This is a genomic window from Hydrogenophaga sp. T2 (genome assembly GCF_049843535.1).
In the GTDB taxonomy this organism is placed as follows: Bacteria; Pseudomonadota; Gammaproteobacteria; order Burkholderiales; family Burkholderiaceae_C; genus Hydrogenophaga; species Hydrogenophaga crocea.
The window spans coordinates 108,402-132,449 of record NZ_JBBHZJ010000004.1; the positions used below are offsets into that span (position 1 = coordinate 108,402).

The following is a 24,048-nucleotide window of genomic DNA, read 5'->3' on the forward strand; positions in this document are numbered from 1 at the left end:
TTTTACGATTTGATCGCCTCCCGCCCCTTTGGCACCTTGCCCCACCCCAGGACCGCTCCCATGGCCGAACCGCTGCTGATCGCCCAGAACGCCACCGCCCAATGCCTGCTGCTGCCCGGCCTGGCCAACCGGCACGGCCTCATCACCGGGGCCACCGGCACCGGCAAGACCGTGACGCTGCAGGCCCTTGCCGAGGGGTTTTCGCGCATCGGCGTGCCGGTGTTCATGGCCGACGTGAAGGGCGACCTCACCGGCATCAGCCAGACCGGCCACATCGGCGAAAAGATGGCGGCCGTGCTGGCCGACCGCGGCCTGGCCCTGCCCCAGCCCACCGAATGCCCCACCACGCTGTGGGACGTGTTCGGCCAGCAAGGCCACCCGGTGCGCGCCACCGTCAGCGACATGGGCCCGCTGCTGCTCGCGCGCATGCTCAACCTCAACGACACGCAGACCGGCGTGCTCAACCTGATCTTCAAGATCGCCGACGACAACGGCCTGCTGCTGCTCGACATGAAAGACCTGCGGGCCATGCTGCAGCACGTGGGCGACAACGCCAAGCAGTTCACCACCGAGTACGGCAACATCAGCGCGGCCTCGATCGGCGCCATCCAGCGCGGGCTGATGCAGGTCGAAGAACAAGGTGGCGACAAGTTCTTCGGCGAGCCCATGCTCGACATCGCCGATTTCATGCAGACCGTGGACGGCAAGGGCGTGATCAACATCCTCGCGGCCGACAAGCTGCTCAACGCGCCGCGGCTGTACGCCACCTTCCTGCTGTGGATGCTCTCGGAGCTGTTCGAGACCCTGCCCGAGATCGGCGACCCCGACAAGCCCAAGCTGGTCTTCTTCTTCGACGAAGCCCACCTGCTGTTCAACGAAGCCCCCAAGGTGCTGGTGGAGCGCATCGAGCTCGTGGTGCGCCTGGTGCGCTCCAAGGGCGTGGGCGTGTACTTCGTGACCCAGAACCCGCTGGACATCCCCGACAGCGTGCTGGGCCAGCTCGGCAACCGCGTGCAGCACGCGCTGCGCGCCTTCACGCCGCGCGACCAGAAGGCGGTGAAGAGCACCGCGCAGACCATGCGCCCCAAGGCCGGCCTGGACATCGAGGCCGCGATCACCGAGCTCGCCGTGGGCGAGGCGCTGGTGAGCTTTCTCGACGCCAAGGGCCGCCCGAGCGAGACCGAGCGTGTCTACGTGCTGCCCCCGGGCAGCCAGATCGGGCCGATCACGCCCGAGCAGCGCCGCGCGCTCATCGAGGGCTCGCTGGTGGCGGGCACCTACGAAAAGACCGTGGACCGCGAAAGCGCCTACGAGATGTTCCAGGCCCATGCGGCCCAGCGCGGCCAGGCCGAAGCGGCCGAGGACAAGCCCGCCGTGAAGACCCCGCGCATCCCGGGCGCGGCCCAGAACGCGCCGGCCGCCGCCGAAAAGAGCGTCATCAACGAGGTGCTGTTCGGCCGCACCGGCCCGCGCGGCGGCCAGTACGACGGCCTGGTGCAGACCATGGCCAAGACGGCGGCGCGCACCGTGGCCAGCGGCCTGGGCCGCCAGATCCTGCGCGGCGTGCTGGGCGGCCTGCTGGGCGGCAAACGCTGAACGCCTTCAAAGCCTGGTGGCCCACGCTGGCCGCCCTCGCCTTTTTCGCCGCGCTGCAGGCGCTGCCGCCGGCCGCGCACCTGGCCTTGCGCTACGAACGCACCGCGGTGCTGCACGGCGAGCTCTGGCGTCTGGTCACGGGTCACCTGATCCACCTGGGCTGGGCCCACTGGGCGCTCAATGCCTTCGCGCTCACGCTCGTGAGCCTGCTCGCGCGCGAGCCGTTGTCGCTGCGTGCGCTGTCGCGCAGCATCCCCGCGCTGGCCGCGGCGATCTCGCTCATGCTGCTGGTGTTCGACCCCGAGGTGGCCGACTACGTGGGCCTGTCGGGCGTGCTCTACGGCCTGGTGCTGTTGGTGCTGTGGCCGCAGGCGCGCGAGGGGCGCTGGCTGGCCTGGGCCGCGCTGCTGTACCTCGCGGTGCGCGTGGGCTGGCAGTTGCTGTCCGGCGTGCCGGCCATGGAGGCCGCGCTGATCGGCGGGCCGGTGATCGAGCAGGTGCACGGCTACGGCCTGCTCGTGGCGGCCGTGTGGCTGCTGGCCGGCGCGCGGCGGGGCTGACCCGGCCCGGCGCGCGCCCTCAGGTTTCAGGTCGCCCGCTCGCGTGCCGGCGCGCCGGCTTGCAGCACGCCGAGCCCGTTGGCCATGCCGTTGAAGCTGTCCATGGCCGAAGTGAGCCGCTGCAGCGCGCCGTTGTCGATCAGTTGCGTGTAGCAGCCCATGAGCTCGCGCTGCATGTCCAAGGCCGCAGCGCCCAGGAGTTGCCAGTACTGCGTCGCGCCCTCGGCATCGAAGCGCATCAGGTCGGCCTGGATCTCGATCAGTTGCGCGGGCTCGCTGGTCTGCCGGAGCCGCTCGGCCGCCTGCGCGTGGTGCCTCAGGGCGTCGTGGGCCGCACGCTCCTGGATCTTGCGCATCGCCTCGAAGCCGCGGAACACCGCACAGGCGCTCTCGGTCGCCAGGCTCATTTGCTGGCGCGGAAGCTCGCTCGCGGCGCTCCAGGCGGCCTCGGGCGTTGGCACGGCAGATGCCGCAGGGGAGTGGTTGCGTTTGGTGGCCATGGCCTTCTCCTTTGAAAGCGGGGTCGCTGGTGCGTGTCGGTCGACGTCACCGGACGGGCAATGTAGGACGCCTGGGGGGCTGCCGACTTGACGTGACGCAAATGTCATGTGGCGCTTGCCACCGGGGCGCCGGGCGCCGCCGCGCCCAGGCCCATCGCGAGCGGCACGACCTCGGTCCTGAGCCACTCCTGCGGGGTCAGCGGCTCCTGCGCGGCCTGCAGCACGCGCAGCGTGCCCTCGTCGGCCTCCGAGGCATCGCCGCGGCGCGCGCGCAGCCGCGCACGCAGCACCTCGGGCGCCGCCTCGCAATGCACGATGCGCCAGGGCGCATGGGCCTGGCGCGCGAGCGCGGCGGCGGCTTCGCGTTCGTGCCGGCGCAGGAAAGCCGCGTCCAGGATCACCGGCCAGCCGGCGCCGAGCGCCGTGCCCGCGAGCGCGAACAGCCGGTCGTAGGTGCGGCGCGTGGCCTCGCGGCCATAGATGTCCAGCCCGCTGGCGCGCGAGTCTTCGGTCGCCTGCAGGCCGAAGAGGCGCTTGCGCTCGACGTCCGAGCGCAGGCGGATGGCGCCCTGCGCCTGCAACACCTGTTGCGAGACAACGCTTTTGCCCGAGCCCGGCAGGCCGTGCATGAGGGCGAGCCAGGGCGGCGCGTGGCGCGCCCAGCGCAGCGCGGCGTCGAGGTAGCGGCGCGCCGGGCCGTTGCGCCCGCGCAGCCGCTCCACCTGCGCGCGCACCAGCGCGCGGTACACCAGGGCGTGGCGCAGGCCCGGCAGGCCCGCGTGCTCGCCGCTCGCGTCGAGCCAGGCGTTGAGCAGGCGAAACGCCAGGTCGCCGCGGCCCTGGGCGTGCAGGTCCATCACGGGAAAGGCGATGTCGTCGATCACGTCAATCCAGCGCAGCGCCGGATCGAACTCGATGCCGTCGAAGGCGCTCACCTCGCCCGCCACCACGATCAGGTTGGCCAGGTGCAGGTCGCCATGGCACTCGCGCACGTGGCCGCCGGCCAGCCGTTCGGCCCAGTGCGGCGCGAGCCGCTGCGCCTGCCCGCGCAACCAGCGCGCGAGCCAGCCCACTTCTTCGGCCGATGCGAGCGGCGCGGCGCCCTCGAGCGCGGCCCACGCCAGCGCGGCGCGGTGCGCTGCGCTGGCGAAGCCGCTGTCCGCGTGCGCCACCGGCGCCAGGCGGTGAAAGTGCGCCAGCAGGGCCGCACAGGCATCGATCTCGGCCTCGCCGAGCCGCTGCGCAGCCAGGCGTTCGCTGAACAGCGCGCCCTCGGGGAAACGGCGCATGCGCACCGCGTACTCGATGGCGGGCCCCTCGCCCCCGATCACGGGGGCCTCGCATGGGCCCGTGATCGCCACCACGTCCAGGTACAGCGAGGGCGCGAGGCGGCGGTTGAGCCGCAGCTCCTGCTCGCAGCAGTGCCGACGCGCCGCCAGCGTGCCGTAGTCGACGAAAGGCAGGCGCAGCGGCTTCTTGAGCTTGAAGGCGTGCTCGCCCGCGAGCAGCACCCAGGAGATGTGCGTCTCGATGAGCGTGGCGCCCAGGCGAGCGGCCAGCGCGCGCGCGAGCGCGCCCCCGCCCGCCAGCGGTTCACACGGGTCGGCGCGGTCCGCACTCACTGGATCGTGATCTTGCGCGCGCCCGTGGTGGTCTTCTTGGGCAGGGTGAGCGACAGCACGCCGTCGGCGTAGCGCGCGTCCACCCTGGCCTGGTCGATGTCGCAGGCCAGGCTGAAGCTGCGCGAGATGCTGCCCTGGTAGCGCTCGCTGCGCAGCACCTTGTCGCCGTTGCCCCTGGTCTCCTTCTCGCTGTGCGCCTCGGCGTCGATCTGCACCACGTTGCCGTCGATGCGCACGTTGATGTCGTCCTTCCTGACGCCGGGAATGTCGGCCTTGAGCGCATAGGCCTGGTCGTTCTCGGTCACGTCCACGCGCATCTTGAGCAGGGGCGCGGGCTCGGCGTCGAAGGCCATGGGTGCAAAGAGGCGGCGAAAGGCGTTGTCGAAAGCATCGCTGAACGTCGGGTCCAGCAGTCGCAGGTTGCTCATGGTGGTGTCCTCATCTGGCGGTTGAACGGGTGCGGCCGGCGCACGGCTTCAATGGTGGCATTGGCGCGGCCGCGCAACTTGATCTGGCGCAAGAGCGGCGATGCGAAACCCGCTCAGGGCACCAGCACCGCCGCGCCCTGCAACCGCCCCTCGCGCAGCGCCTGCAACGCCGCGTTCGCGTCAGGCAGCGCGAAGGGCTGCACCTGGCTGTGTACCGGCACCTCGCGCAGCAACTGGAAGAAGGCCTCGCCATCGGCGCGCGTGAGGTTGGCCACCGAGCGCAGTTCGCGCTCGCCCCACAGCAGCCGGTAGTCGAAGGCGGGAATGGCGCTCATGTGGATGCCGCCGCAGACCACGACCCCGCCCTTTCGCGTGGCCGCGAGCGCGGCGGGCACCAGGGCGCCCTCGGGGGCGAAGATCACCGAGGCGTCCAGTGCGCCCGCGGGCGCCTCGGTGCTGGCACCGGCCCAGCTCGCGCCGAGCGCGCGCGCGAAGGCCTGGGCAGCCGCGTCGCCAGGGCGCGTGAAGGCATAGACCTGCTGACCCTGCGCCACCGCGAGCTGGCACACGATGTGCGCCGCGGCCCCGAAGCCCCAGAGGCCCAGCCGCTTCGGCCGGCGCCCCCCGGCGAGGCGCCAGCTGCGAAATCCGATCAGCCCCGCGCACAGCAGCGGCGCGGCATGCAGATCGTCCACGCCGTCTGGCAGCGCGAAGCAGAAGCGCTCGTCGGCCGCGCAGTACGCAGCGTAGCCGCCGTCGCGGTCATAGCCGGTGAACAGGGGCGCGTCGCAGAGGTTCTCGCGCGCCGTGGCGCAGAACGGGCAGACGCCGCAGCTGCGCCCCAGCCAGCCGATGCCCACGCGCTGGCCCGCCGCGAACAGCCGGGCGCCCTCACCCAGCGCCACCACCTCACCCACCACCTCGTGGCCAGGCACCGCGGCGGGCTCGCGCCGCGGCAGCTCGCCATCGATGATGTGCAGATCGGTGCGGCACACGCCGCAGGCCCGCACGCGCACCAGCACCTCGCGCGGGCCGGGTCGGGGCCTGGGCCGCTGCAGCGGCACCAGCCGCCGTGTGGCGACATCGATGGCCATGGCCAGCATGGACGGCGTGCTCATGGGCCCATGCTATGGCCGCGAGCGCGGGATCCGCGGGCAAACCAGGCGGCCCTTGATGTAGCGCAAGGGCCGCGGCGCCCAGCGGACCATGATGAAAGCATGCGCAGCCCCCCGCACGCCGACCCGTCGCACGGCCCATCCGCGATCGACCTGCCCCTGAAGGTCGGCATTGCCCGCTTCGCGAACGGCCTGTCACCGGCCTCGCTCGCGCAAGCGCAGACGGACTGGTGGCTGCACCTGCTCGTTTCGCCCGCACGGCAGTCGCAACTGGCGGCCAGCGCCCTGCACAAGTGGCAGGCCTGGCTGCACTACCTGGCCCGCGCCGCACAGGGCCCCTGCGAGGGCTGCGTGACACCAGCGCCGCAAGACAAGCGCTTCGCCCGGCCCGAGTGGCAACGGTTCCCCTACAACGCGCTCGCCCAGGCCTTTCTGTTGCAGCAGCAGTGGTGGGACGAGGCCACGCACGGGGTGCGCGGCGTGTCGCGCCACCACGAAGAGGTGACGGCCTTCGTGGCGCGCCAATGGCTGGACATGCTATCGCCTTCGAATGTGCCGCTGCTCAACCCGCAGGTGTTGCAGGAGACGCTTCGCACCGGCGGCGCCAACCTGGCCAAAGGCGCGGCGAACTGGGCGCGCGACGCCATGGCCCTGGGCGCGGGCGGCCGGGCACGCGGCCTGCAGGCCTTCGAGCCGGGCAAGACGCTCGCACTCACGCCGGGCCAGGTGGTGATGCGCAACCACCTGGTCGAGCTGATCCAGTACGAGCCGGCCACGCCCACGGTCTGGCGCGAGCCGGTGCTGGTGGTGCCCTCGTGGATCATGAAGTTCTACATCCTGGACCTCACGCCGCAGGATTCGCTGGTGCGCCACCTCGTGGCGCAGGGCCACACGGTGTTCATGCTGTCCTGGCGCAACCCGGGCAGTGCGGACGCCGACCTCGGTCTGGACGACTACCTGCAGTTCGGCGTGCTCGACGCACTGGCGGCCGTGCGCAAGCGTTGCCCGGGCGCGGGCGTGAACGCCATGGGCTATTGCCTCGGGGGCACGCTGCTGGCCATGGCCGCCGCATGGCTGGGCGCGCGTGGCGACGCGACCCTGCGCAGCGTGTCGCTGCTGGCCGCGCAGGTGGACTTCCAGGAACCCGGCGAGCTGGGTCTGTTCATCGACGAAAGCCAGATCGCCTTTCTCGAAGACATCATGGCCGAGCACGGTTACCTCGATGGCCAGCGCATGGCCGGCGCCTTCCAGCTCATCAACTCCAGGGATCTGGTCTGGTCCAAGCTGGTGCATGAGTACCTGATGGGCGCGCGCACACCGGTGACGCCACTGCGCGCCTGGAACGCCGACGCCACCCGCCTGCCCGCTCGCATGCACAGCGAGTACCTGCGCCGGCTGTACCTGCAGAACGATCTGGCCGATGGCCGCTACCGGTTGCACGGCGAGCCGGTGAACCTGGAGGCGATCCGCGTGCCGCTGTACCTGCTGGCCACCGAGCGCGACCATGTCTCGCCCTGGACATCGGTCTACCAGCTGCTGCGCCTGGCACGCGCACCGGCCACCTTCGTGCTGTGCGCCGGCGGGCACAACGTGGGCATCGTGAACCCGCCCGACGGCCCGCTGGCCAGCCCCGAGGCCGCCTACCGCACGGGCGCCTGGGCGCCACGCGAAGCGCCTGCGAAGCCCCTGCTCTGGTTCGCACACGCACAGGTCCACGCGGGTTCGTGGTGGCCGCACTGGTGCCAATGGCTCGCCCAGCAATCGTCTCGCCGCGTGAAGGCGCGGCCGGTGGCCGGTCTGCGCGTGCGCGGCCACACCATCCCCGCACCGGGCCGCTACGTGTCCGGCGCCCCGCAGGAGCCCGCACCGTGAGCATTCGCCATCTCGACAAGATGTTCCACCCGCGCTCGGTGGCGGTCATCGGCGTATCGCGGCGTGCCAGCGGCGTGGGCGCCCTGGTCTGGCGCAACCTGCGCGAGGGCGGCTTTGCGGGCCCGCGGTGGGCGGTGAACCGCTGCCCCTTCGAACTCGACGGCCAGCCCGTGTTCGCCAGCGTGGACGCGCTGCCCGCCGTGCCCGATCTGGCCGTGGTCTGTACCCCGGCCGAGAGCGTGCCGACCATCGTGGACCAGCTCGGCCGCAAGGGCACGCGCGCGGCCATCGTGCTCACGGCCGGGCTGCGCGAAGGCCGGGCCGCCGACGGCCGCAGCCTGGAGCAGGCCATGCTCGATGCGGCGCGCCCGCACCTGCTGCGCATCCTGGGGACCAACTGCATCGGCGCGCTGGTGCCCGGCCAGGCGCTCAACGCCAGCTTCGCGCCGGGCCAGGCCCTGCCAGGCGAGCTCGCCTTCGTCACCCAATCGGGCGCGCTGGCCACGGCCATGCTCGACTGGGCCCAGGCCCGCGGCATCGGCTTCTCGCACTTCATTTCGCTGGGCGACAGCGCCGACGTGGACTTCGGCGATCTGCTCGACCACCTGGGCAGCGACCCGCACACGCGCGCCATCCTGCTCTACATCGAGTCGGTGAAGCATGCGCGCAAGTTCATGTCGGCCGCGCGCGCGGCGGCGCGCAACAAGCCCGTGGTGCTGGTGAAATCGGGACGCGGGTCCGAGGGCGCGCGCGCCGCGGCCTCGCACACCGGCGCACTGGCCGGCTCCGACGCCGTGTTCGACGCCGCCGTGCGGCGCGCCGGCATGCTGCGCGTGGACACGCTGGAAGCGCTGTTCGATGCCGCCCAGACACTCTCGCGCGTGCGCACCTGGCGCGGCCCGCGGCTGGCGGTGCTCACCAACGGCGGCGGCGCGGGCGTGCTCGCCGCCGACGCGCTGGCCCGCGGCGAACTCGCGGCCCTGTCGCCGCGCACGCTGGCGCGGCTGGACGCCTGCCTGCCCGGCAACTGGTCGCACGCCAACCCGGTGGACATCATTGGCGACGCACCGCCCGAACGCTACCTCGATGCGCTGCGCCCGCTGATCGAGGCCGACGAGGTGGATGGCATCCTGTTCATGCACGCGCCCACGGCCATCGCCTCGGCCACGGCGATCGCGCAGGCCTGCCTGCCGCTGCTGCGCGCGACAGACAAGCCGGTGCTGGCCTGCTGGCTCGGCGGGCCGCACGTGGCGGCCGCGCGCGAGCTGTTCGGCGCCCAGGGCATCGCCTGCTACGAAACACCCGAACGCGCCACCGCGGCCTGGCAGCAACTGCGCGACCACCATGCCGCGCAGGCCGCGCTGCTGCAGTTGCCCGAGTCGCGCCCCGAGCTGCACTGCCCCGACCGCGAAGGCGCGCGCGCCCTGGTCGAAGCGGCCGTGGCCCGGGGCGGCGGGTGGCTCGACGAACCGGACGTCCGGCGGCTGCTGCTGGCCTATGGCATCGCCTGCGTGGCCAGCGAACGGGCGGCCGATGCAGACGGCGCGCTCGCCGCGGCCGAACGCATCAGCTACCCGGTGGCGCTCAAGATCGTCTCCCCCGATGTGCTGCACAAGTCCGACCTGGGCGGTGTGGCGCTGAACCTGGCCGACGCCGACCAGCTGCGGGCCGAGGCGCAGCGCATGCAGGAGCGGGTGTCGCGCGCCCAGCCCGGTGCGCGCCTGCAGGGCTTCACCGTGCAGGCCATGGCCGATCGGCCGCTGGCAGTGGAGACCATCGCGGGCATTGCCAGCGACCCGGTGTTCGGCCCGGTGCTGCTGTTCGGTGAAGGCGGCACGGCGGTCGAGGTGCGCGCCGACCGCGCCCTTGCGCTGCCGCCGCTAAACGCGGTGCTCGCGCGCGACCTGGTGCAGCGCACGCGCGTCGCGGCCCTGCTGCGCGGCTACCGCTCGCGACCGCCTGCGCAACAAGACGCCGTCGTCGACGTGCTCCTGCGACTGAGCCAGCTCGCCTGCGACCTCGCCGGTGTGGCCGAACTGGACATCAACCCGCTGCTGGTGGACGCGCAAGGCGCGCTGGCGCTGGATGCGCGCATCCGCGTGCACGCGGCCGAGGCCACGCGCGATGGCGCGCACCTCGCGCTGCGGCCCTACCCCTCGGGCCTGGAGCGTGTGCAGGCCTTCGGCGGCGAGCCGCTGTGCCTGCGCCCCATCCGCCCCGAAGACGGCGAACGGCTGCAGCGCTTCTATGCGCAATGCCCGCCCGAGGACTTGCGGCTGCGCTTCTTCTTCACGCGCCGCGAGGTGCCGCGCAGCGAGCTGGCGCGCTATTGCCAGATCGACTACGAGCGCGAGATGGCCTTCGTCGCGCTGGCCGGCGACACGCTGTGCGGCGAGGCGCGCGCGGTCTGCGACCCCGACAACGAGGTGGCCGAGTTCGCGGTGCAGGTGGCGCCCCCCTGGCAGCGGCGCGGGCTGGGCCGCGCCCTGCTGGACCGGCTGATCGAGCACCTGCGCGCGGGTGGCACGCGGGAGCTGAGGGCCTGGTGCCTGGAGGGCAACCACGGCATGCTCAACCTGGCGCGCGCCGCCGGCTTCGGCATGCGCCGCTGCGACGGCGGCACGCTGGAGCTGCGCCTGCCGCTGGCTTCGGCGCGCCAGGCGGGGACCACCGAGACCGGGCGATAAAAGCCGACCGCGGCCGACCAGTGCCGGGCCTCGGGCCCGCGTCCGGCGCCCCGACGGCGTTCTTGCGCCGCGTCAACTTCCCTTTCGTCACCCGGCCTAGATTGCTCGTACGCGTTCAACGAGCCGGAGACCCCCGTGACGAAACCGCCCCCCGACAAGCTGCTGTGGATGTACGAGACCATGCTCCTCATCCGCCGATACGAAGAGACCCTTGCGCAGGTGTATCTGCAAGGCAAGCGGCCACCCGACATCCCGCCGGGGCTGAGCTTCGACATCGCCTCGGGCCCGGTGCCCGGCGAGATGCACTTGGCCGCCGGGCAGGAACCCGTGGCCGTCGGCGTGTGCGCGCACCTGCGCGAGACCGACACCGTGGTGGGCACGCACCGCTCGCACCACGTCGCCATTGCCAAAGGCGTGCCGCTGGACCGCATGACGGCCGAGATCTTCGGCAAGGTCACGGGGCTGGGGCGTGGCAAGGGCGGACATCTGCACCTGTTCGATCCGGCGCACCGCTTCAGTTGCAGCGGCATCGTGGGCGCCAGCCTGCCGCCGGCCTGCGGCGCGGCGCTCGCGGCCCGGCTGACGGGCAGTCCGGCCCTCGCCGTGGCCTTCCTCGGCGAGGGCGCGGCCAAGCAAGGCATCTTCCACGAATCGCTCAACCTCGCGGGTCAGTGGCGGCTGCCGGTGGTCTTCGTGTGCGAAGACAACCGCTCGGCCATCCCGGGGGCGGAGGACCGGGCCGCCGCTGGCGCGTCCAGCGCCGAGCGCGCGAAGTGCTATGGCATCGAGGGCATCGCGGTCGACAGGAACGACGCCATCGCGGTCTATGAGGCGGCGGCCGTGGCCGTGGACCGTGCGCGCCAGGGGGGCGGCGCCACGCTGATCGACGTGAAGACCGAGTGCCACTTCGGTCACTTCCAGGGCGATGCCAGGGTGTTCCAGCCAACGACCGGGGCGGGCGAACCGCGCCCGCGCGATCCGATTGCCACGCTGGCCGCCACGCTGCGGCGGCGCAAGCTGCTCGACGACGCGCTCGACCACCGCATCCGGCAACGCGCCGAAGGCCACATCGCCGCGGCCTTCGAGTTCGCGCGCGGCAGCCTGTACCCGGCCGCCTCGGAGGCCACGGAACACGTGTTCGCCTGAGCGGCGAGGAAGGAAACCCCATGAACACCGCAGGCCACCCGGCCCCTGGCGCACCACGCATCCTCACCACGGCCCAGGCCATCGCGGAGGCGATCGGTCAGGAGATGGAACGCGACCCGCGCGTCTTCGTGATGGGCGAGGACTTCGGCCGCTACGGCGGCGTCTTCAGCGCAACCGGCGGTCTGCTCGAACGCTTCGGCCCCGAGCGCATCCGCGACACGCCGCGTTCCGAGAGCGCCTTCATCGGCGCCGCCGCGGCCGCCGCCATCGAGGGCCTGCGGCCCATCGCCGAGCTGATGTCGGTGGACTTGTTCGGCGTCTGCATGGACCAGATCTACAACCACCTGGCGAAGAACCGCTACATGTCGGGCGGCCAGGTGAAGCTGCCGGTGGTGCTGATGACCGCCATCGGCGGCGGCCATGGCGGCGCGGCCCAGCACTCCCAGTGTCTGTACGCGACCTTCGCCCACCTGCCCGGCCTCAAGGTGGTGGTGCCGTCCAACGCCCACGACGCCAAGGGGCTCATGACGCAGGCGATCCGCGACGACAACCCGGTGATGGTCTTCCTGCACCGGGGCATCATGGGCTTGCCCTGGATGCAGTACCAGGAAGGCGCGAGCGTCGCGGTGCCGGAGACCGCCTTCACCGTCCCCTTCGGCCAGGCGGCGGTCGCGCGCGAAGGCCGGCACGTGACCATCGTGACGCTCGGCCTGATGGTGCACAAAGCCTTGATGGCCGCTCGCACGCTCCACACGCAGGGCATCGAGGCCGAGGTCATCGACCTGCGCACCCTGGTGCCGCTGGACACGCAGAGCGTGCTGCGCTCGGTCGGCAAGACCGGGCGGCTGCTCATCGTGGACGAGGACTATCTGGGCTTTGGTCTGTCGGGCGAGATCGCTGCCGTGGTGGCCGAGCACATGGACGAGGTCGCGCTGGCCGCGCCGATCCGCCGCCTGGGCGTGCCGAACGTGCCCATCCCCTGCAGCCGGCCGCTGGAGCAGGCCGTGATTCCGTCGGTGACGCGCATCGTCGAGGCCTGCTGCGAGCTGGCCGACGCGAAGCTGAAGGCGGCGGCATGAGGCCCGACCCGGGCGCCCGCAAATCCGGGCCAGGCCTCATCGCGCGGAGATGAACCATGCAGCGGCCGATCGCGCTCGCGTCCGTTTCCTCGCACGCCGGCCTGTCGCTGGGCCGATCGCAGCGTGGCAGGACGACCGGGATGCCCTGGCCCTGCTGCCTGCGCTCGGGCGGCGCTGGGGCGGCGCCGCCCGAACCCTGGCTGCTGCGCGCCGTGCTCGTGCTGCCGGCCGAGCACCCGCGCCTTCGCGATGGCCCGGTCGCCTTGGCCCTGTGGTTCGGCGCGCTGCACCGCGACTGGCTGCGCGGCCATGGCATCGACGCCCACAACCATCAAGGACCACCCCGGCCGCACTGGGCCTGCTTCGCGGGGCGCGGGCCCGGCGACGTGCTGGTGGACGGGCGCAAGCTCACCGGCGTTTCGCAGACCTGGCGGCCTGAGCGGGTGCAACTGTGGTTGGGCACCTTGCTGCGCCCGGTGCCGTGGTCGATGCTGTGCCGCGAGCCGAACCGGCGCATCGAGCACGCGCAGGCGCTGGCCGAAACGACCACCACCGTGCGTTGCTGCCTGGGCCATGTGCCCAACGCGGCGCGCTGGGCCGCGGAATGGGCCGCCCACCTGCACGCGGTCGCCGCGGCAGACGCCACTTGCGCCGCATCAAGGCCGCCAGCGCGTGCGCGGCCCAGACTGGGCCCTCCCGACGAGGCCCGCGGGGTCCCCGGCCTCTTTCACCCACAGGAGTGTTTTCCATGAAGAGCGACGAGCAACTGAAGAAAGACGTGGCGGCGGAACTCGCCTGGGACCCCGCCATCAACACCACCCACATCGGCGTGGCCGTGCACAGCGGCGTGGTCACGCTCAGCGGCACGCTGGACACCTACGTGCAGAAACACGCGGTGGAGCGCGCGGTGCGACGCGTGGGCGGCGTGCGCGGCATTGCGCTGGACCTGGAGGTGCGCCTGGCGCCCGGGCACGCGCGCACCGACAGCGAGATCGCACAGGCCGCGGCGCATGCGCTGCGCTGGCATTCCCTGGTGCCCGAAGACCGGGTGACGGTCGAGGTCGACGATGGCTGGATCCGGCTCTCGGGTGAGACCGACTGGGCCTACCAGCGCATGAGCGCGGAGCAGGCGGTGCGCCCGCTCGTGGGCGTGCGCGGCGTGACGAACGACATCGCCATCAAAGCCCGTGCCGATGCCCTGGCGATCTCGCGCGGGATCGCCTCGGCACTGGAGCGCCACGCGCGGCGCGAGGCCCAGCGCATCGCCGTCGACGTGCAAGGTGGCGTGGTCACGCTGAGCGGCACCGTCCAGTCGCTGGCCGATCGCCAGGCCGCGGTGGGCACCGCCTACGCCGCGCAAGGCGTCTCGCGCGTGATCGACCAGCTCGAGGTGGCCGCGTAAGGCGCGGGCCGCCCGATCAGGCGGCCTTGATCAGCCTGCCTTGTCCACGCGGATCACCAGCACCGGCACCGGTGCGAGGCGGATGATCTGCTCGGCACCGCTGCCCAACAGCATGCGGTTGAGACCGCGGCGCCCGTGCGAGCCCACCACGATGAGGTCGGCCATCCAGTCGCGCGCGGCCCGCTCCACCGACTCGCCCAGCCGCGGCCCGAGCTCGTCGATGAGCTGCGAGTCGCAGGCCAGGCCCGCGGCCTTGACGCGCGTCATCGCCTCGTCGAGCCCCTCGCGCGCACCGGTGCGCGCTGCGCTCAGCAAGTCGCCGGCGTACTCGTGGCCGCTCAGGTAAGGCAGCTCGTCGATCACGTGCAGCACGCGCAGTTGCGCGTCCATGACGTGCGCCAGTTGCACGGCGGCGTCGAGTGCCTTCTTCGAGGCATCGCTGCCATCCACGGGCACGAGGATTCGTTGAAACGGTTTCATGGCGCACACCTCCGGCATCGGGCTGTTGATGTGCGCACTGTGCAGGGCCGCACGAAGACCCATCTTGCGATGCATCAAGTTCGGCGCGGGCCCTTGCGCCTACCGTGGGGTACCGATTCAAAAGCCCACCGAAAGGAGACTCCCATGCCTGCCATCGAATGGCTTCTGGTGGCCTGTGCCACCGACGCACGCATTTTCCAGCGCGAACGCGGCTCGCCGATGGTGCAGGTCGCGAGCTTCTCGCACCCCGAGGGGCGGCTCAGAGCCCATGAACTCGGCGACGACCGGCCGGGCCGCGAACGCGCCGACAGGGCGTTCGGTGGCATGGCCTACGCGCCGCGCCAGGATGCCCACCACCGGGAGCACCTGCGCTTCGCGCGCGAACTCGCCGAGCAGTTGGAGCACGGCGCGCGCGAGCACGCCTATGGCTCGCTGCTGGTGCTTGCAGGCAGCCCGTTCCTCGGTGAGATCCACAAGGCCATGGGCGAACATGCCCGTCGCCTGCTCAAGGCCAGCCTGCCGCTGAACCTGTGCCACCTCGGCCAGGACGAGATCGAGCGGCGTGTGCAGCGCGAATTCGCCTCGGCCTGAGCCTGGGCCTCCAGTGCGGCCATGCGGCCGCGCCCGCCATCTTCAAAACCGTTGAAAGGGAGTCTGCAATGAACACCCCCAAGATCCGATCCATCGCCGTGGCCCTCTGGATCGCCAGTGCCCTCGGCACGGGCGTTGCGCAAGGCACCCGCTCGACACCCGGCGAGGGCAACTACCCCGCGCCGGCGGCGGGCGGGGCGGCCGCCGCGCCGGGATCAGACAACGCGCCCGCGGCACGCCCTTGGCGCAGCGGCCCGCGGTACACGCCGGGCTGGTCCATGATGAGCGAGCAGGAGCGTGCACAGCACCGGGCGCAAATGCATGCCGCCCGTTCGCCCGAGGAATGCGAGCGAATTCTTCGGGAACACCGGCGGCTGATGGAACAGCGAGCGGCCGAGCGCGGCAAGCCCATGGGCAACCCGCCGCGCGCCGCCTGCCCGGTGAAGTGAAGCGGCACCGGGGCGCGCCCAACAAAAAGCCCCACCGAGGCGGGGCTTTTTGAGCACGGGAGCCGCTCGAGGCTCAGACCTCGGTGGCTTCCTCGGGCTTGGCCTTGCCCTCTTTCTTGGGCAGCGGCTGGATGTCGAGTTCGACTTCCTGGGTCTCCTTGCCGTCTTCGCCGGTCTTGGTGACCAGGTCGACGTTGAGGCGACCGCCCTCGGTGAGGCGACCGAACAGCAGCTCGTCGGCCAGCGCACGGCGGATCGTGTCCTGGATCAGGCGCTGCATCGGGCGCGCACCCATGAGCGGGTCGAAGCCCTTCTTGGCCAGGTGCTTGCGCAGGGCGTCGGAGAAGGTCACCTCGACCTTCTTCTCGGCCAGCTGCGTTTCGAGCTGGAGCAGGAACTTGTCGACCACGCGCAGGATGATCTGCTCGTCGAGCGCCTTGAAGCTCACGATGGCGTCGAGGCGGTTGCGGAACTCGGGTGTGAACAGGCGCTTGATGTCGGCCATCTCGTCGCCCGACTCGCGGGCGTTCGTGAAGCCGATGCTGGCCTTGTTCATGGTCTCGGCGCCCGCGTTCGTGGTCATGATGATGATCACGTTGCGGAAGTCGGCCTTGCGCCCGTTGTTGTCGGTCAGCGTGCCGTGGTCCATCACCTGCAGCAGCACGTTGAAGATGTCCGGGTGCGCCTTCTCGATCTCGTCGAGCAGCAGCACGCAGTGCGGCTTCTTGGTGATGGCCTCGGTGAGCAGGCCGCCCTGGTCGAAGCCCACATAACCCGGAGGCGCGCCGATCAGGCGGCTCACGGCGTGACGCTCCATGTACTCCGACATGTCGAAGCGGATCAGGTCGATGCCCATGATGTAGGCCAGCTGCTTCGCGGCCTCGGTCTTGCCGACGCCGGTGGGGCCGCTGAACAGGAAGGCACCGATCGGCTTGTCGGCCTTGCCCAGGCCCGAACGCGCCATCTTCACGCTGGCCGACAGCACCTCGAGCGCCTTGTCCTGGCCGAACACCACGCTCTTGAGGTCGCGCTCGAGCGTCTGGAGCTTGCCGCGGTCGTCGTTGGACACGTTGGCGGGCGGGATGCGCGCGATCTTGGCCACGATCTCTTCAACCTCGGTCTTGGAAATCGTCTTCTTGCGCTTGGACGCGGGCAGGATGCGCTGCGCGGCGCCGGCCTCGTCGATCACGTCGATGGCCTTGTCGGGCAGGTGGCGGTCGTTGATGTACTTGGCCGACAGTTCGGCGGCGGCCTGCAGCGCGGCCACGGCGTACTTCACGTTGTGGTGCTCCTCGAAGCGCGACTTCAGGCCCTTGAGGATGTCCACCGTCTGTTCGACGGTGGGCTCGACCACGTCGACCTTCTGGAAGCGCCGCGACAGGGCCGCGTCTTTCTCGAAGATGCCGCGGTACTCGGTGAAGGTGGTGGCGCCGATGCACTTGAGCTGGCCGCTGGAGAGCGCCGGCTTGAGCAGGTTGGACGCGTCCAGCGTGCCGCCCGAAGCCGCGCCGGCCCCGATCAGGGTGTGGATCTCGTCGATGAACAGGATGGCGTTCGGCTTGTCCTTGAGCGACTTGAGCACGCCCTTCAGGCGCTGCTCGAAATCACCGCGGTACTTGGTGCCCGCCAGCAGCGCGCCCATGTCGAGCGAGTACACGCTGGACTCGGCCAGGATCTCGGGCACTTCGCCCTGGGTGATGCGCCAGGCCAGGCCCTCGGCGATCGCGGTCTTGCCCACGCCGGCCTCGCCCACCAGCAGCGGGTTGTTCTTGCGGCGCCGGCACAGGATCTGGATCACACGCTCGACCTCGTAGTCGCGGCCGATCAGGGGGTCGATCTTGCCGTCCTTGGCCATCTGGTTCAGGTTCTGGGTGAACTGCTCCAGTGGCGAGGCTTTCTCGTTGCCCTTGGCTTCGGCGGCTTCCTCGTTCTCGGCCGCGCTCTCGTTGGACTTGGCGGGCTCGGGCGGGTCGCTCTTGCGGATGCCGTGGGCGATGAAGTTCACCACGTCGAGGCGCGTGACACCCTGCTGGTGCAGGTAGTACACGGCGTGCGAGTCCTTCTCGCCGAAGATGGCCACGAGCACGTTGGCGCCGGTGACTTCCTTCTTGCCGTTGCCGGTGGACTGCACGTGCATGATCGCGCGCTGGATGACGCGCTGGAAGCCCAGCGTGGGCTGGGTGTCCACCTCATCGGTGCCGGCGACCTGCGGCGTGTTGTCCTTGATGAAGTTCGTCAGGGACTTGCGCAGGTCGTCGATGTTGGCCGAGCAGGCGCGCAAGACCTCGGCGGCGCTGGGGTTGTCGAGCAGCGCGAGCAGCAGGTGCTCGACCGTGATGAATTCGTGCCGCTGTTGCCGGGCCTCGACAAAGGCCATGTGCAAGCTGACTTCAAGTTCCTGGGCAATCATGGGACACGTCCTTGGGCTGGGGGAATGGGGCGTCTTGAGACAACTGTAGGCCAGATGGGGTGGCTGTTGCTTTATTCAACGGGTTCGCTCAGGCATTGCAGGGGATGGCCGGCGTTGCGGGCGGCCTGGAGCACCTGATCGACCTTGGTGCTGGCCACGTCGCGCGAGTACACGCCGCACACGCCTTTGCCTTCGAGATGGATCTTCAACATGATCTGGGTGGCCGTTTCGCGGTCCTTGCTGAAGTACTCCTGAATCACCTGCACCACGAACTCCATGGGGGTGAAGTCGTCGTTGAGCAGCACCACCTGGAACATCTGGGGGGGCTGCACGCGCTGCGTGCGCCGTTCGAGCACGACCGCGTCGTCGCTGCCTGTGGCCGGGGGGGCCGCGGGCGTTTCCGGTTTCTTGGGTATCTGCGATGCCATGAAATTCATTCTAGCGAGCGTCTTTCACCCCGCTACCCGTCAGGGCCATGCCCGAACCCGAGCCGTGTCGCCATTGTGCGATCGCTGCCGCCCGGCATGACCCCCATGAAGCCCCCCAAAGGCCGCTTTTTCGCGAAAACGGCCACATGACCGGTGGCCGGCCGATGGAGGGAGGCGCGCCGGCCGGCAAAGCCTGCGGCAGCCTTTACCGAGTCCACCCGGCGGGGGCCGCGGCCGCGCGCACGGCTCACGGGCACCGCGCTTGCCAAGCCCCGGCCCCCCCTGTCACCGGAGCCCGCCCATGAAAACACCCCGTCTGTTGACCCGCCCCACCCCCTCCCTTGGCGGCCCCGCGCGGTCCGCCGTGCTGTGCACCGCCCTGGCCGCCGCCGCGTTCGGTGCCGCGCCGGCCCTGGCCCAGAGCACGGCGCCGGCGGCAAGCGACCCACCCGCCCGCGAAAAGGGCCAGACCGCGCCCCCCAACACCGTGCCCGAGCGGAAATCGCTGCGGCACGCCGACGAAGCGTTCCTGAAGCAGGCCGCCGAGGACGGCCATACCGAGGTCGAGGGCAGCCGGCTCGCCCTGCGCAAAGCCACCGACCCGCAGGTCAAGCGCTACGCGCAGACCCTGGTGGACGAACACACGCGCATGGCCGAGACCTTGCGCACGCTCGCCCGCAGCAAAGGCGTGGAACTGCCGGACAGACCGTCGCTGCTGCAGCGCGGCAAACTCAAGCTCCTCTCCACCTCGGAGGGCGACACCTTCACGCGGCGCTACGTGGACAACATCGCCGTCGAAGCCCACGAGGACACGGTCAAGCTGTTCGAGAAGGCCGCCGAGGGCGCGGGAGACGCCGAGGTCAAGGCCTTCGCCGAGCGCAGCCTGCCCACCCTGCGAAAGCACCTGGACATGGCCCGCGAACTCAAGCCCGCGGCCGCGGGGGCGATGGCGCCTGCGCACAACGACCGCGCCGACCGCTCGCCCGGCACCCCGGCCACGCCCTCTGCACCCGCTTCCCCCTCCCGGGACTCGCGCTGAGTCTTGCCAGTCGTCCCGGATTGGGGTGCCCCGAAGGGCGCCCCTTTTTTTGCGGCGCCCGCCTTCAGCGCCGCGTGGCGTCTTCCCCGCCACCCGCGCTCCCGCTGGCTTGCGTGGGGCCGCTGCGATCGGGCCTGGCGGGCTGGGAAATGGCCTCGAGGGCCTGAGCGGCCTCGTCCGCCCCTTGCGGCCAGGGGCATGCGCCGTCCGGACAAAGGACCGGGCACACCGATTGCCAGGGCTTTCCCACATGAGTGCTCCCACACCGCCGCGCGACCTCCCCGGCGCCCCGCCAGGCGTTGTGCGCCGCGTGCGCCTGGGCCGGCTGAAAGCGATCGGCCTGCCGGCCCTGCCGCCCTGCTCCGCCCCGTCGCGCCGGCCGGAGCCGACCGAGCAGCTGCGCTGGGCCATTCTGGCGTCCGACGGCGGCATGGCCGTGGTGCCCCAGGAACGGCACCCATGACGCGGCGCTGGCACGTTCAAGACCCAGGGCAATGGCGCCGGCTCGCGAGCGTGGTGCTGGTGGCCATGATCGCCGCCGCGCTGCAGTGGGGCCTTGGCCCGTGGCTGGGCCTGCCCGCCAACGCCGTGATCTGGCTGGTGCTGTGCGGCGCGCTGGTGGCCATGGGGGCCCTGCTGCAGGACAGCCGGGCGCGGGCCGCGGTCGCCGAAGACCGGCTGATGATGGCCATCGAGGGCACGGGCATCGGCGTGTTCGACGTCGACCTGGTGCAGCGCACCTTCTGCGCCTCGCCCGCGCTTGCCCGGCTGATCGGTCTGCCCGAACTCGATGCGCTCGCGCCCAACTGGATCGACCGCTTGCCGGTGGAACTGGTGCGCGACCACTGCCGGTTCCTGCGCGAGCAGTTCGTGCGGCAGGCCACGAGCTACGAGCGCGAGGTCACGCTGAACCGTCCCGGGGGCGGCCGCATCGACATGCTCATGCGCGTGCACGTGGTCTGGCGCCAGGGCCGACCGGTGCGCCTGCGCGGCGCCGCCGTCGACATCACGGAACGGCGCCTGGTCGAGGCCCAGCTCGTGGCCGCGCGCACCCAGCTGAGCCAGCAGGTCGACGACCTGCACCACCTGCACGAGCTCGGCACGCAACTGCTCACCACCACCACGCTGGCCGAGCAGCTGCGCATGGTGCTCGAGGTACTGGCCCATTTCCACGGTGCGCGCCGCGGTGTCGTGTCCCTGCTCGACCGCGAGAGCGGCGCCTTGCGCCTGGCCACCAGCATCGGCTTCGACGCCCATGCGCTGGCCATGGCGGCCCGGTTGCCGGGCGGGGTCTGTCTGCAGACCTGCCGCGAAGGCGCGCGCGTGGTCATCGACGACACCGCGAGCGATGCCCGCTTCGACAACTGCCGCACCTTCTTCGAGGCCCAGGGCATCCGCGCGGTGCATGGCACGCCGCTGATCAGCGCGAACGGCGAGGTGCTGGGCGCGCTCACGGTGCACCTGGACGAGGCCCGCGCGCCCACCGAGCGCGAATGCACCCTGGCCGACATCTGCGCGCGCAAGATCGCGGTGTTCGTCGAACAGGCGCACACCAGCGACGAGCTGCGGCTCACCCGCGGGCGCTTCGAAACGGTGCTCGAGGCCTCGGGCGCGCCCTTCGTGATCCTCAAGCCCGTGCGCGAGGTCGACGACCGCATCACCGATTTCCTGTGGGTCTACCTCAACCGCGCCGCCGCCCACACCCTGGGCCGTGCGCCCGAGCACCTGCTGGGGCAGCGCCTGCTCGACCCGCTGCACGCGCATTGGGCCGACAGCGAGGCCTTTCAGCATTTCGTTCGCACGATCGAGACCGCCCACACGGTCGAGTTCGACGCCATCGACGGCGCTAGCGGGCACACGCGCTGGTTCCACTGCATCGCCTCGCCGATTCCCGACGGCGTCGGCGTGTGGTTCACCGACATCTCCGGGCGCAAGCGCGACGAGCAGCGGCTGCGCGAGGGCGACCGCCGCAAGGACGAGTTCCTCGCCACGCTGGCCCACGAGCTGCGCAACCCGCTGGCCCCGATCCGCCAGGCCACGCTGCTGGCCATGTCGCCGCGCGCCACCGAGGCGCAAAAACGCTGGAGCAGCGAGGTGATCGACCGCCAGGTGTCGCACATGGCGCTGCTGCTCGACGACCTGCTCGACGTCTCGCGCATCACGCGCGGCGCGCTCACGCTGCGCAAGGCGGCCACCGATCTCAGCGACGTGTTCGTCTCGGCCGTGGAAACCGCGCGCCCGCTGATCGACGCCAAGGGCCACCGGCTGCAGGTGTGCGCCGGCGACGGCCCGCTGATGCTCGACGCCGACCCGCTGCGCCTGGCCCAGGTGGTGGCGAACCTGCTCACCAACGCCGCCAAGTACACCGACCCGGGCGGCAGCATCCGGCTGCTGGCGCGGCGGCAAGGCGATGAAGCGGTGATCGAGGTGCACGACAACGGCATCGGCATTCCGGCCGACGCGCTGGTCGACGTCTTTCGCATGTTCGCGCAGTTGCGCCACGCGGGCGAACGCACGCGCGGCGGCCTGGGCATTGGCCTGGCCTTGTCCAAAGGCCTGGTGGAGCTGCACGGCGGCAGCATGAGCGCGCACAGCGAAGGCCCGGGCCGCGGCAGCGTGTTCAGCGTGCGCCTGCCCGCCGGCCCCCTGGCCATCGCCAGCGACGCGCCGGTGGACGACGGGCCCGCGCCCGGCGCGCGGCGCCGCCATGTGCTCATCGCCGACGACAACCGCGACGCGTCCGACACCCTGGCCGCGCTGCTGCTTGCCGACGGGCACACCGTGCGGCTGGCCTACGACGGCGACGAGGCGCTTGCCCTGTGGCACGCGCACGGGCCCGAGATCTGCCTGCTCGACATCGGCATGCCCGGGCGCTCCGGCCACCAGGTGGCGCGCTCCATCCGCAGCGCGCCGGGCGGCGAGCGCACGCTGCTCGTGGCCCTGACGGGCTGGAGCCAGCTCCACGACCGCGAACTCGCGCTCGAGGCCGGCTTCGATCTGCACCTCACCAAGCCCGTGAGTCCGCTGCAGCTCGCGCGGCTCATGCAGACCGGCGCGCGCCGCGAAGCGGCGGATGCGAGGCCAGGATGAAAAGATGATGTCGGGGCCGTCCACACACCTCGAAACACACAAGGTCGGCTTCGTTGCCCATGATGTCCCGTTCGATGCGATGCCCCGGCAGCCGCATGAAGGGAGAGCCACTGATGAATCACGTGTTGATCGTCGACGACGACACCGACGCCGCCACCACCCTGCGCGAGCTCGTGCGCACCGACCGCTTTTCGGTGGCGGTGGCCCACACGCTGCGCGATGCGCGCCGCCAGATCGCCCTGCAGCCGCCCGACCTCGTGCTGCTCGACCTTCAACTCCCCGATGGCAACGGCCTGGACCTGTTCGGTGACCGCCAGCTGGTGAGCGACTCGGAGATCGTGCTCGTCACGGGCCATGCAAGCCTGGACACCTCGATCGAGGCCATGCGCCGCGGCGCGTCCGACTACCTCGTGAAGCCGATCGCGATGAAGCAGTTGCAGCGCGTGCTCGACCGCTGCTGCCAGACGCGCGCGACGGCCGCCGAAGGCGCGCCCGCGGCCGCAGACCTGCCGCGCGACCCCGTGGCCCGGAGCGGTGGTTTCGGCCTGCTGCGTGGCCGATCGGTCGCCATGCGCCGCGTGTACGAGCAAATCCTGCGCGTGGCCCCCACCGCGGCCACGGTGTTCATCACCGGTGAAAGCGGGAGCGGCAAGGAGGTGGTGGCGCAGACGGTGCACGCCATGAGCCGGCGCCAGAACGGCCCCTTCCTGGCGGTCAACTGCGGCGCGATCTCGCCCAACCTGATCGAGAGCGAGATCTTCGGCCACGAGAAAGGCAGCTTCACCGGTGCCGACCGCCAGCACCTGGGCTTCTTCGAGCGCGCCAACGGCGGCACCCTGTTCCTCGACGAGGTCACCGAAATGCCGGCCGACCTGCAGGTCAAGCTGTTGCGCGTGCTCGAAACCGGCCGCTTCATGCGCGTGGGCTCCACCCAGAGTCTGCCCACCGACGTGCGCATCGTCGCTGCCACCAACCGCGAGCCGCACGAGGCCGTGGCCCGCGGCAAGTTGCGCGAAGACCTGCTCTACCGGCTCAACGTGTTCCCCATCGCCCTGCCGCCCCTGCGCGAGCGCCTCGACGACCTGCCGCTGCTCGCGCAGCACTTTCTCGACGACGTGGTGCGCCGCGAAGGCGTGCCCAAGCGCTTCTCGGCTGGCGCCTTGCAGGCCCTGCTCGACCACGACTGGCCCGGCAACGCGCGCGAGTTGCGCAACGCCGTGTACCGGGCCTACGTCATGACCGATGGCGACTGCATCGAAGCCCCCGGGCTGGCCTGCCTGCCGACCACGCCCCGCCCCGCGCTGCGTGCACCGCAGGGTGAAGGCGTGGTGGCGGGCGAAGTCCCGGTTCTGCCCCCGTGCACCGATGGCATCGTGCTGCCCGTGGGCGTGTCCATGGCGCAGGCCGAGCGGCTGCTCATACAGGCCACGCTGCAGCACTGCCAGCAGCAGAAGGAGCGCACCGCGGCCATGCTGGGCATCAGCCTCAAGACGCTCTACAACCGGCTCAAGGAATACGCCACCGAGACGGACGCGCCCTGAGCCGGCCGGGCCG

General features: G+C 71.2%; 20 protein-coding genes. 13 read left to right on the forward strand and 7 right to left on the reverse strand.

Going from position 1 to position 24,048, the window contains the following annotated elements:
* Positions 1 to 60: 60 nt before the first annotated feature.
* Entirely contained in the window at positions 61 to 1,596 is a 1,536-nt protein-coding gene (locus tag WDZ95_RS10605; RefSeq protein WP_425778229.1) for a helicase HerA-like C-terminal domain-containing protein, read from the forward strand.
* Between the two features lie 86 nt (positions 1,597 to 1,682).
* Complete coding sequence (gene rrtA / locus WDZ95_RS10610; protein WP_425778231.1) at positions 1,683 to 2,156, forward strand: rhombosortase; 474 nt, start codon at positions 1,683 to 1,685, stop codon at positions 2,154 to 2,156.
* Between the two features lie 26 nt (positions 2,157 to 2,182).
* On the opposite strand, the gene WDZ95_RS10615 is transcribed toward rrtA, so the two are convergent.
* The 4 genes from WDZ95_RS10615 to WDZ95_RS10630 form a co-directional block, all read right to left on the reverse strand.
* The gene (locus WDZ95_RS10615; protein ID WP_166226222.1) at positions 2,183 to 2,656 is read right to left on the reverse strand and encodes a phasin family protein; all 474 of its coding nucleotides are present in this window, start codon (positions 2,654 to 2,656) and stop codon (positions 2,183 to 2,185) included.
* Positions 2,657 to 2,760: 104 nt separating this feature from the next.
* Entirely contained in the window at positions 2,761 to 4,278 is a 1,518-nt protein-coding gene (locus WDZ95_RS10620; RefSeq protein ID WP_425778234.1) for an AAA family ATPase, read from the reverse strand.
* Positions 4,275 to 4,706 carry an Hsp20/alpha crystallin family protein gene (locus WDZ95_RS10625; protein WP_425778236.1) on the reverse strand — a complete coding sequence of 144 codons (432 nt, stop codon included), beginning with the start codon at positions 4,704 to 4,706 and terminating at the stop codon, positions 4,275 to 4,277. Before WDZ95_RS10625 ends, WDZ95_RS10620 begins: the two co-directional genes overlap by 4 nt.
* A 113-nt stretch (positions 4,707 to 4,819) precedes the next feature.
* Complete coding sequence (locus WDZ95_RS10630) at positions 4,820 to 5,824, reverse strand: zinc-dependent alcohol dehydrogenase family protein (RefSeq protein WP_420810309.1); 1,005 nt, start codon at positions 5,822 to 5,824, stop codon at positions 4,820 to 4,822.
* A 99-nt stretch (positions 5,825 to 5,923) separates the two neighbouring features.
* On the opposite strand from WDZ95_RS10630, the gene WDZ95_RS10635 reads away from it, so the two are divergent.
* From WDZ95_RS10635 to WDZ95_RS10660, 6 genes are all read left to right on the forward strand, one after another.
* A complete protein-coding gene (locus WDZ95_RS10635) occupies positions 5,924 to 7,693 on the forward strand; it encodes a PHA/PHB synthase family protein (protein WP_425778238.1) in 1,770 nt (589 codons plus the stop codon).
* The gene (locus WDZ95_RS10640; protein ID WP_425778240.1) at positions 7,690 to 10,380 is read left to right on the forward strand and encodes a GNAT family N-acetyltransferase; all 2,691 of its coding nucleotides are present in this window, start codon (positions 7,690 to 7,692) and stop codon (positions 10,378 to 10,380) included. The genes WDZ95_RS10635 and WDZ95_RS10640 overlap by 4 nt, the downstream gene beginning before the upstream one ends.
* Before the next feature lie 135 nt (positions 10,381 to 10,515).
* A complete protein-coding gene (locus tag WDZ95_RS10645) occupies positions 10,516 to 11,526 on the forward strand; it encodes a thiamine pyrophosphate-dependent dehydrogenase E1 component subunit alpha (protein ID WP_425778242.1) in 1,011 nt (336 codons plus the stop codon).
* A gap of 20 nt (positions 11,527 to 11,546) precedes the next feature.
* Positions 11,547 to 12,605, forward strand: coding sequence for an alpha-ketoacid dehydrogenase subunit beta (locus tag WDZ95_RS10650; protein ID WP_425778244.1), 1,059 nt, complete (start codon positions 11,547 to 11,549; stop codon positions 12,603 to 12,605).
* A 56-nt stretch (positions 12,606 to 12,661) separates the two neighbouring features.
* Positions 12,662 to 13,357: a hypothetical protein gene (locus WDZ95_RS10655; protein WP_166226203.1), complete on the forward strand. Its 696-nt coding sequence runs from the start codon at positions 12,662 to 12,664 to the stop codon at positions 13,355 to 13,357.
* Positions 13,354 to 14,007 carry a BON domain-containing protein gene (locus tag WDZ95_RS10660; protein WP_287468665.1) on the forward strand — a complete coding sequence of 218 codons (654 nt, stop codon included), beginning with the start codon at positions 13,354 to 13,356 and terminating at the stop codon, positions 14,005 to 14,007. The genes WDZ95_RS10655 and WDZ95_RS10660 overlap by 4 nt, the downstream gene beginning before the upstream one ends.
* A 30-nt stretch (positions 14,008 to 14,037) precedes the next feature.
* Here WDZ95_RS10660 and WDZ95_RS10665 read toward each other — a convergent pair whose 3' ends face one another.
* The gene (locus tag WDZ95_RS10665) at positions 14,038 to 14,487 is read right to left on the reverse strand and encodes a universal stress protein (RefSeq protein WP_166226197.1); all 450 of its coding nucleotides are present in this window, start codon (positions 14,485 to 14,487) and stop codon (positions 14,038 to 14,040) included.
* Between the two features lie 144 nt (positions 14,488 to 14,631).
* Here WDZ95_RS10665 and WDZ95_RS10670 point away from each other — a divergent pair, with 144 nt between their 5' ends.
* Both WDZ95_RS10670 and WDZ95_RS10675 read left to right on the forward strand, forming a co-directional pair.
* The gene (locus tag WDZ95_RS10670; RefSeq protein ID WP_166226194.1) at positions 14,632 to 15,078 is read left to right on the forward strand and encodes a host attachment protein; all 447 of its coding nucleotides are present in this window, start codon (positions 14,632 to 14,634) and stop codon (positions 15,076 to 15,078) included.
* A gap of 68 nt (positions 15,079 to 15,146) precedes the next feature.
* Positions 15,147 to 15,527, forward strand: coding sequence for a hypothetical protein (locus WDZ95_RS10675; protein WP_425778248.1), 381 nt, complete (start codon positions 15,147 to 15,149; stop codon positions 15,525 to 15,527).
* A 73-nt stretch (positions 15,528 to 15,600) separates the two neighbouring features.
* Here WDZ95_RS10675 and clpA read toward each other — a convergent pair whose 3' ends face one another.
* Together clpA and clpS are read right to left on the reverse strand one after the other, a co-directional pair.
* Positions 15,601 to 17,937, reverse strand: coding sequence for an ATP-dependent Clp protease ATP-binding subunit ClpA (gene clpA, locus WDZ95_RS10680; RefSeq protein ID WP_425778250.1), 2,337 nt, complete (start codon positions 17,935 to 17,937; stop codon positions 15,601 to 15,603).
* Between the two features lie 71 nt (positions 17,938 to 18,008).
* Complete coding sequence (clpS, locus tag WDZ95_RS10685) at positions 18,009 to 18,365, reverse strand: ATP-dependent Clp protease adapter ClpS (RefSeq protein ID WP_166226185.1); 357 nt, start codon at positions 18,363 to 18,365, stop codon at positions 18,009 to 18,011.
* A gap of 301 nt (positions 18,366 to 18,666) precedes the next feature.
* Between clpS and WDZ95_RS10690 the strand changes: the two genes are divergently transcribed.
* The 3 genes from WDZ95_RS10690 (at position 18,667) to WDZ95_RS10700 (ending at position 24,035) form a co-directional block, all read left to right on the forward strand.
* A complete protein-coding gene (locus WDZ95_RS10690) occupies positions 18,667 to 19,404 on the forward strand; it encodes a DUF4142 domain-containing protein (protein WP_425778252.1) in 738 nt (245 codons plus the stop codon).
* Positions 19,405 to 19,863: 459 nt separating this feature from the next.
* Positions 19,864 to 22,494: an ATP-binding protein gene (locus tag WDZ95_RS10695; RefSeq protein ID WP_425778254.1), complete on the forward strand. Its 2,631-nt coding sequence runs from the start codon at positions 19,864 to 19,866 to the stop codon at positions 22,492 to 22,494.
* Positions 22,495 to 22,607: 113 nt separating this feature from the next.
* Positions 22,608 to 24,035: a sigma-54-dependent transcriptional regulator gene (locus tag WDZ95_RS10700; RefSeq protein ID WP_425778256.1), complete on the forward strand. Its 1,428-nt coding sequence runs from the start codon at positions 22,608 to 22,610 to the stop codon at positions 24,033 to 24,035.
* The last annotated feature ends 13 nt before the right edge of the window (positions 24,036 to 24,048 follow it).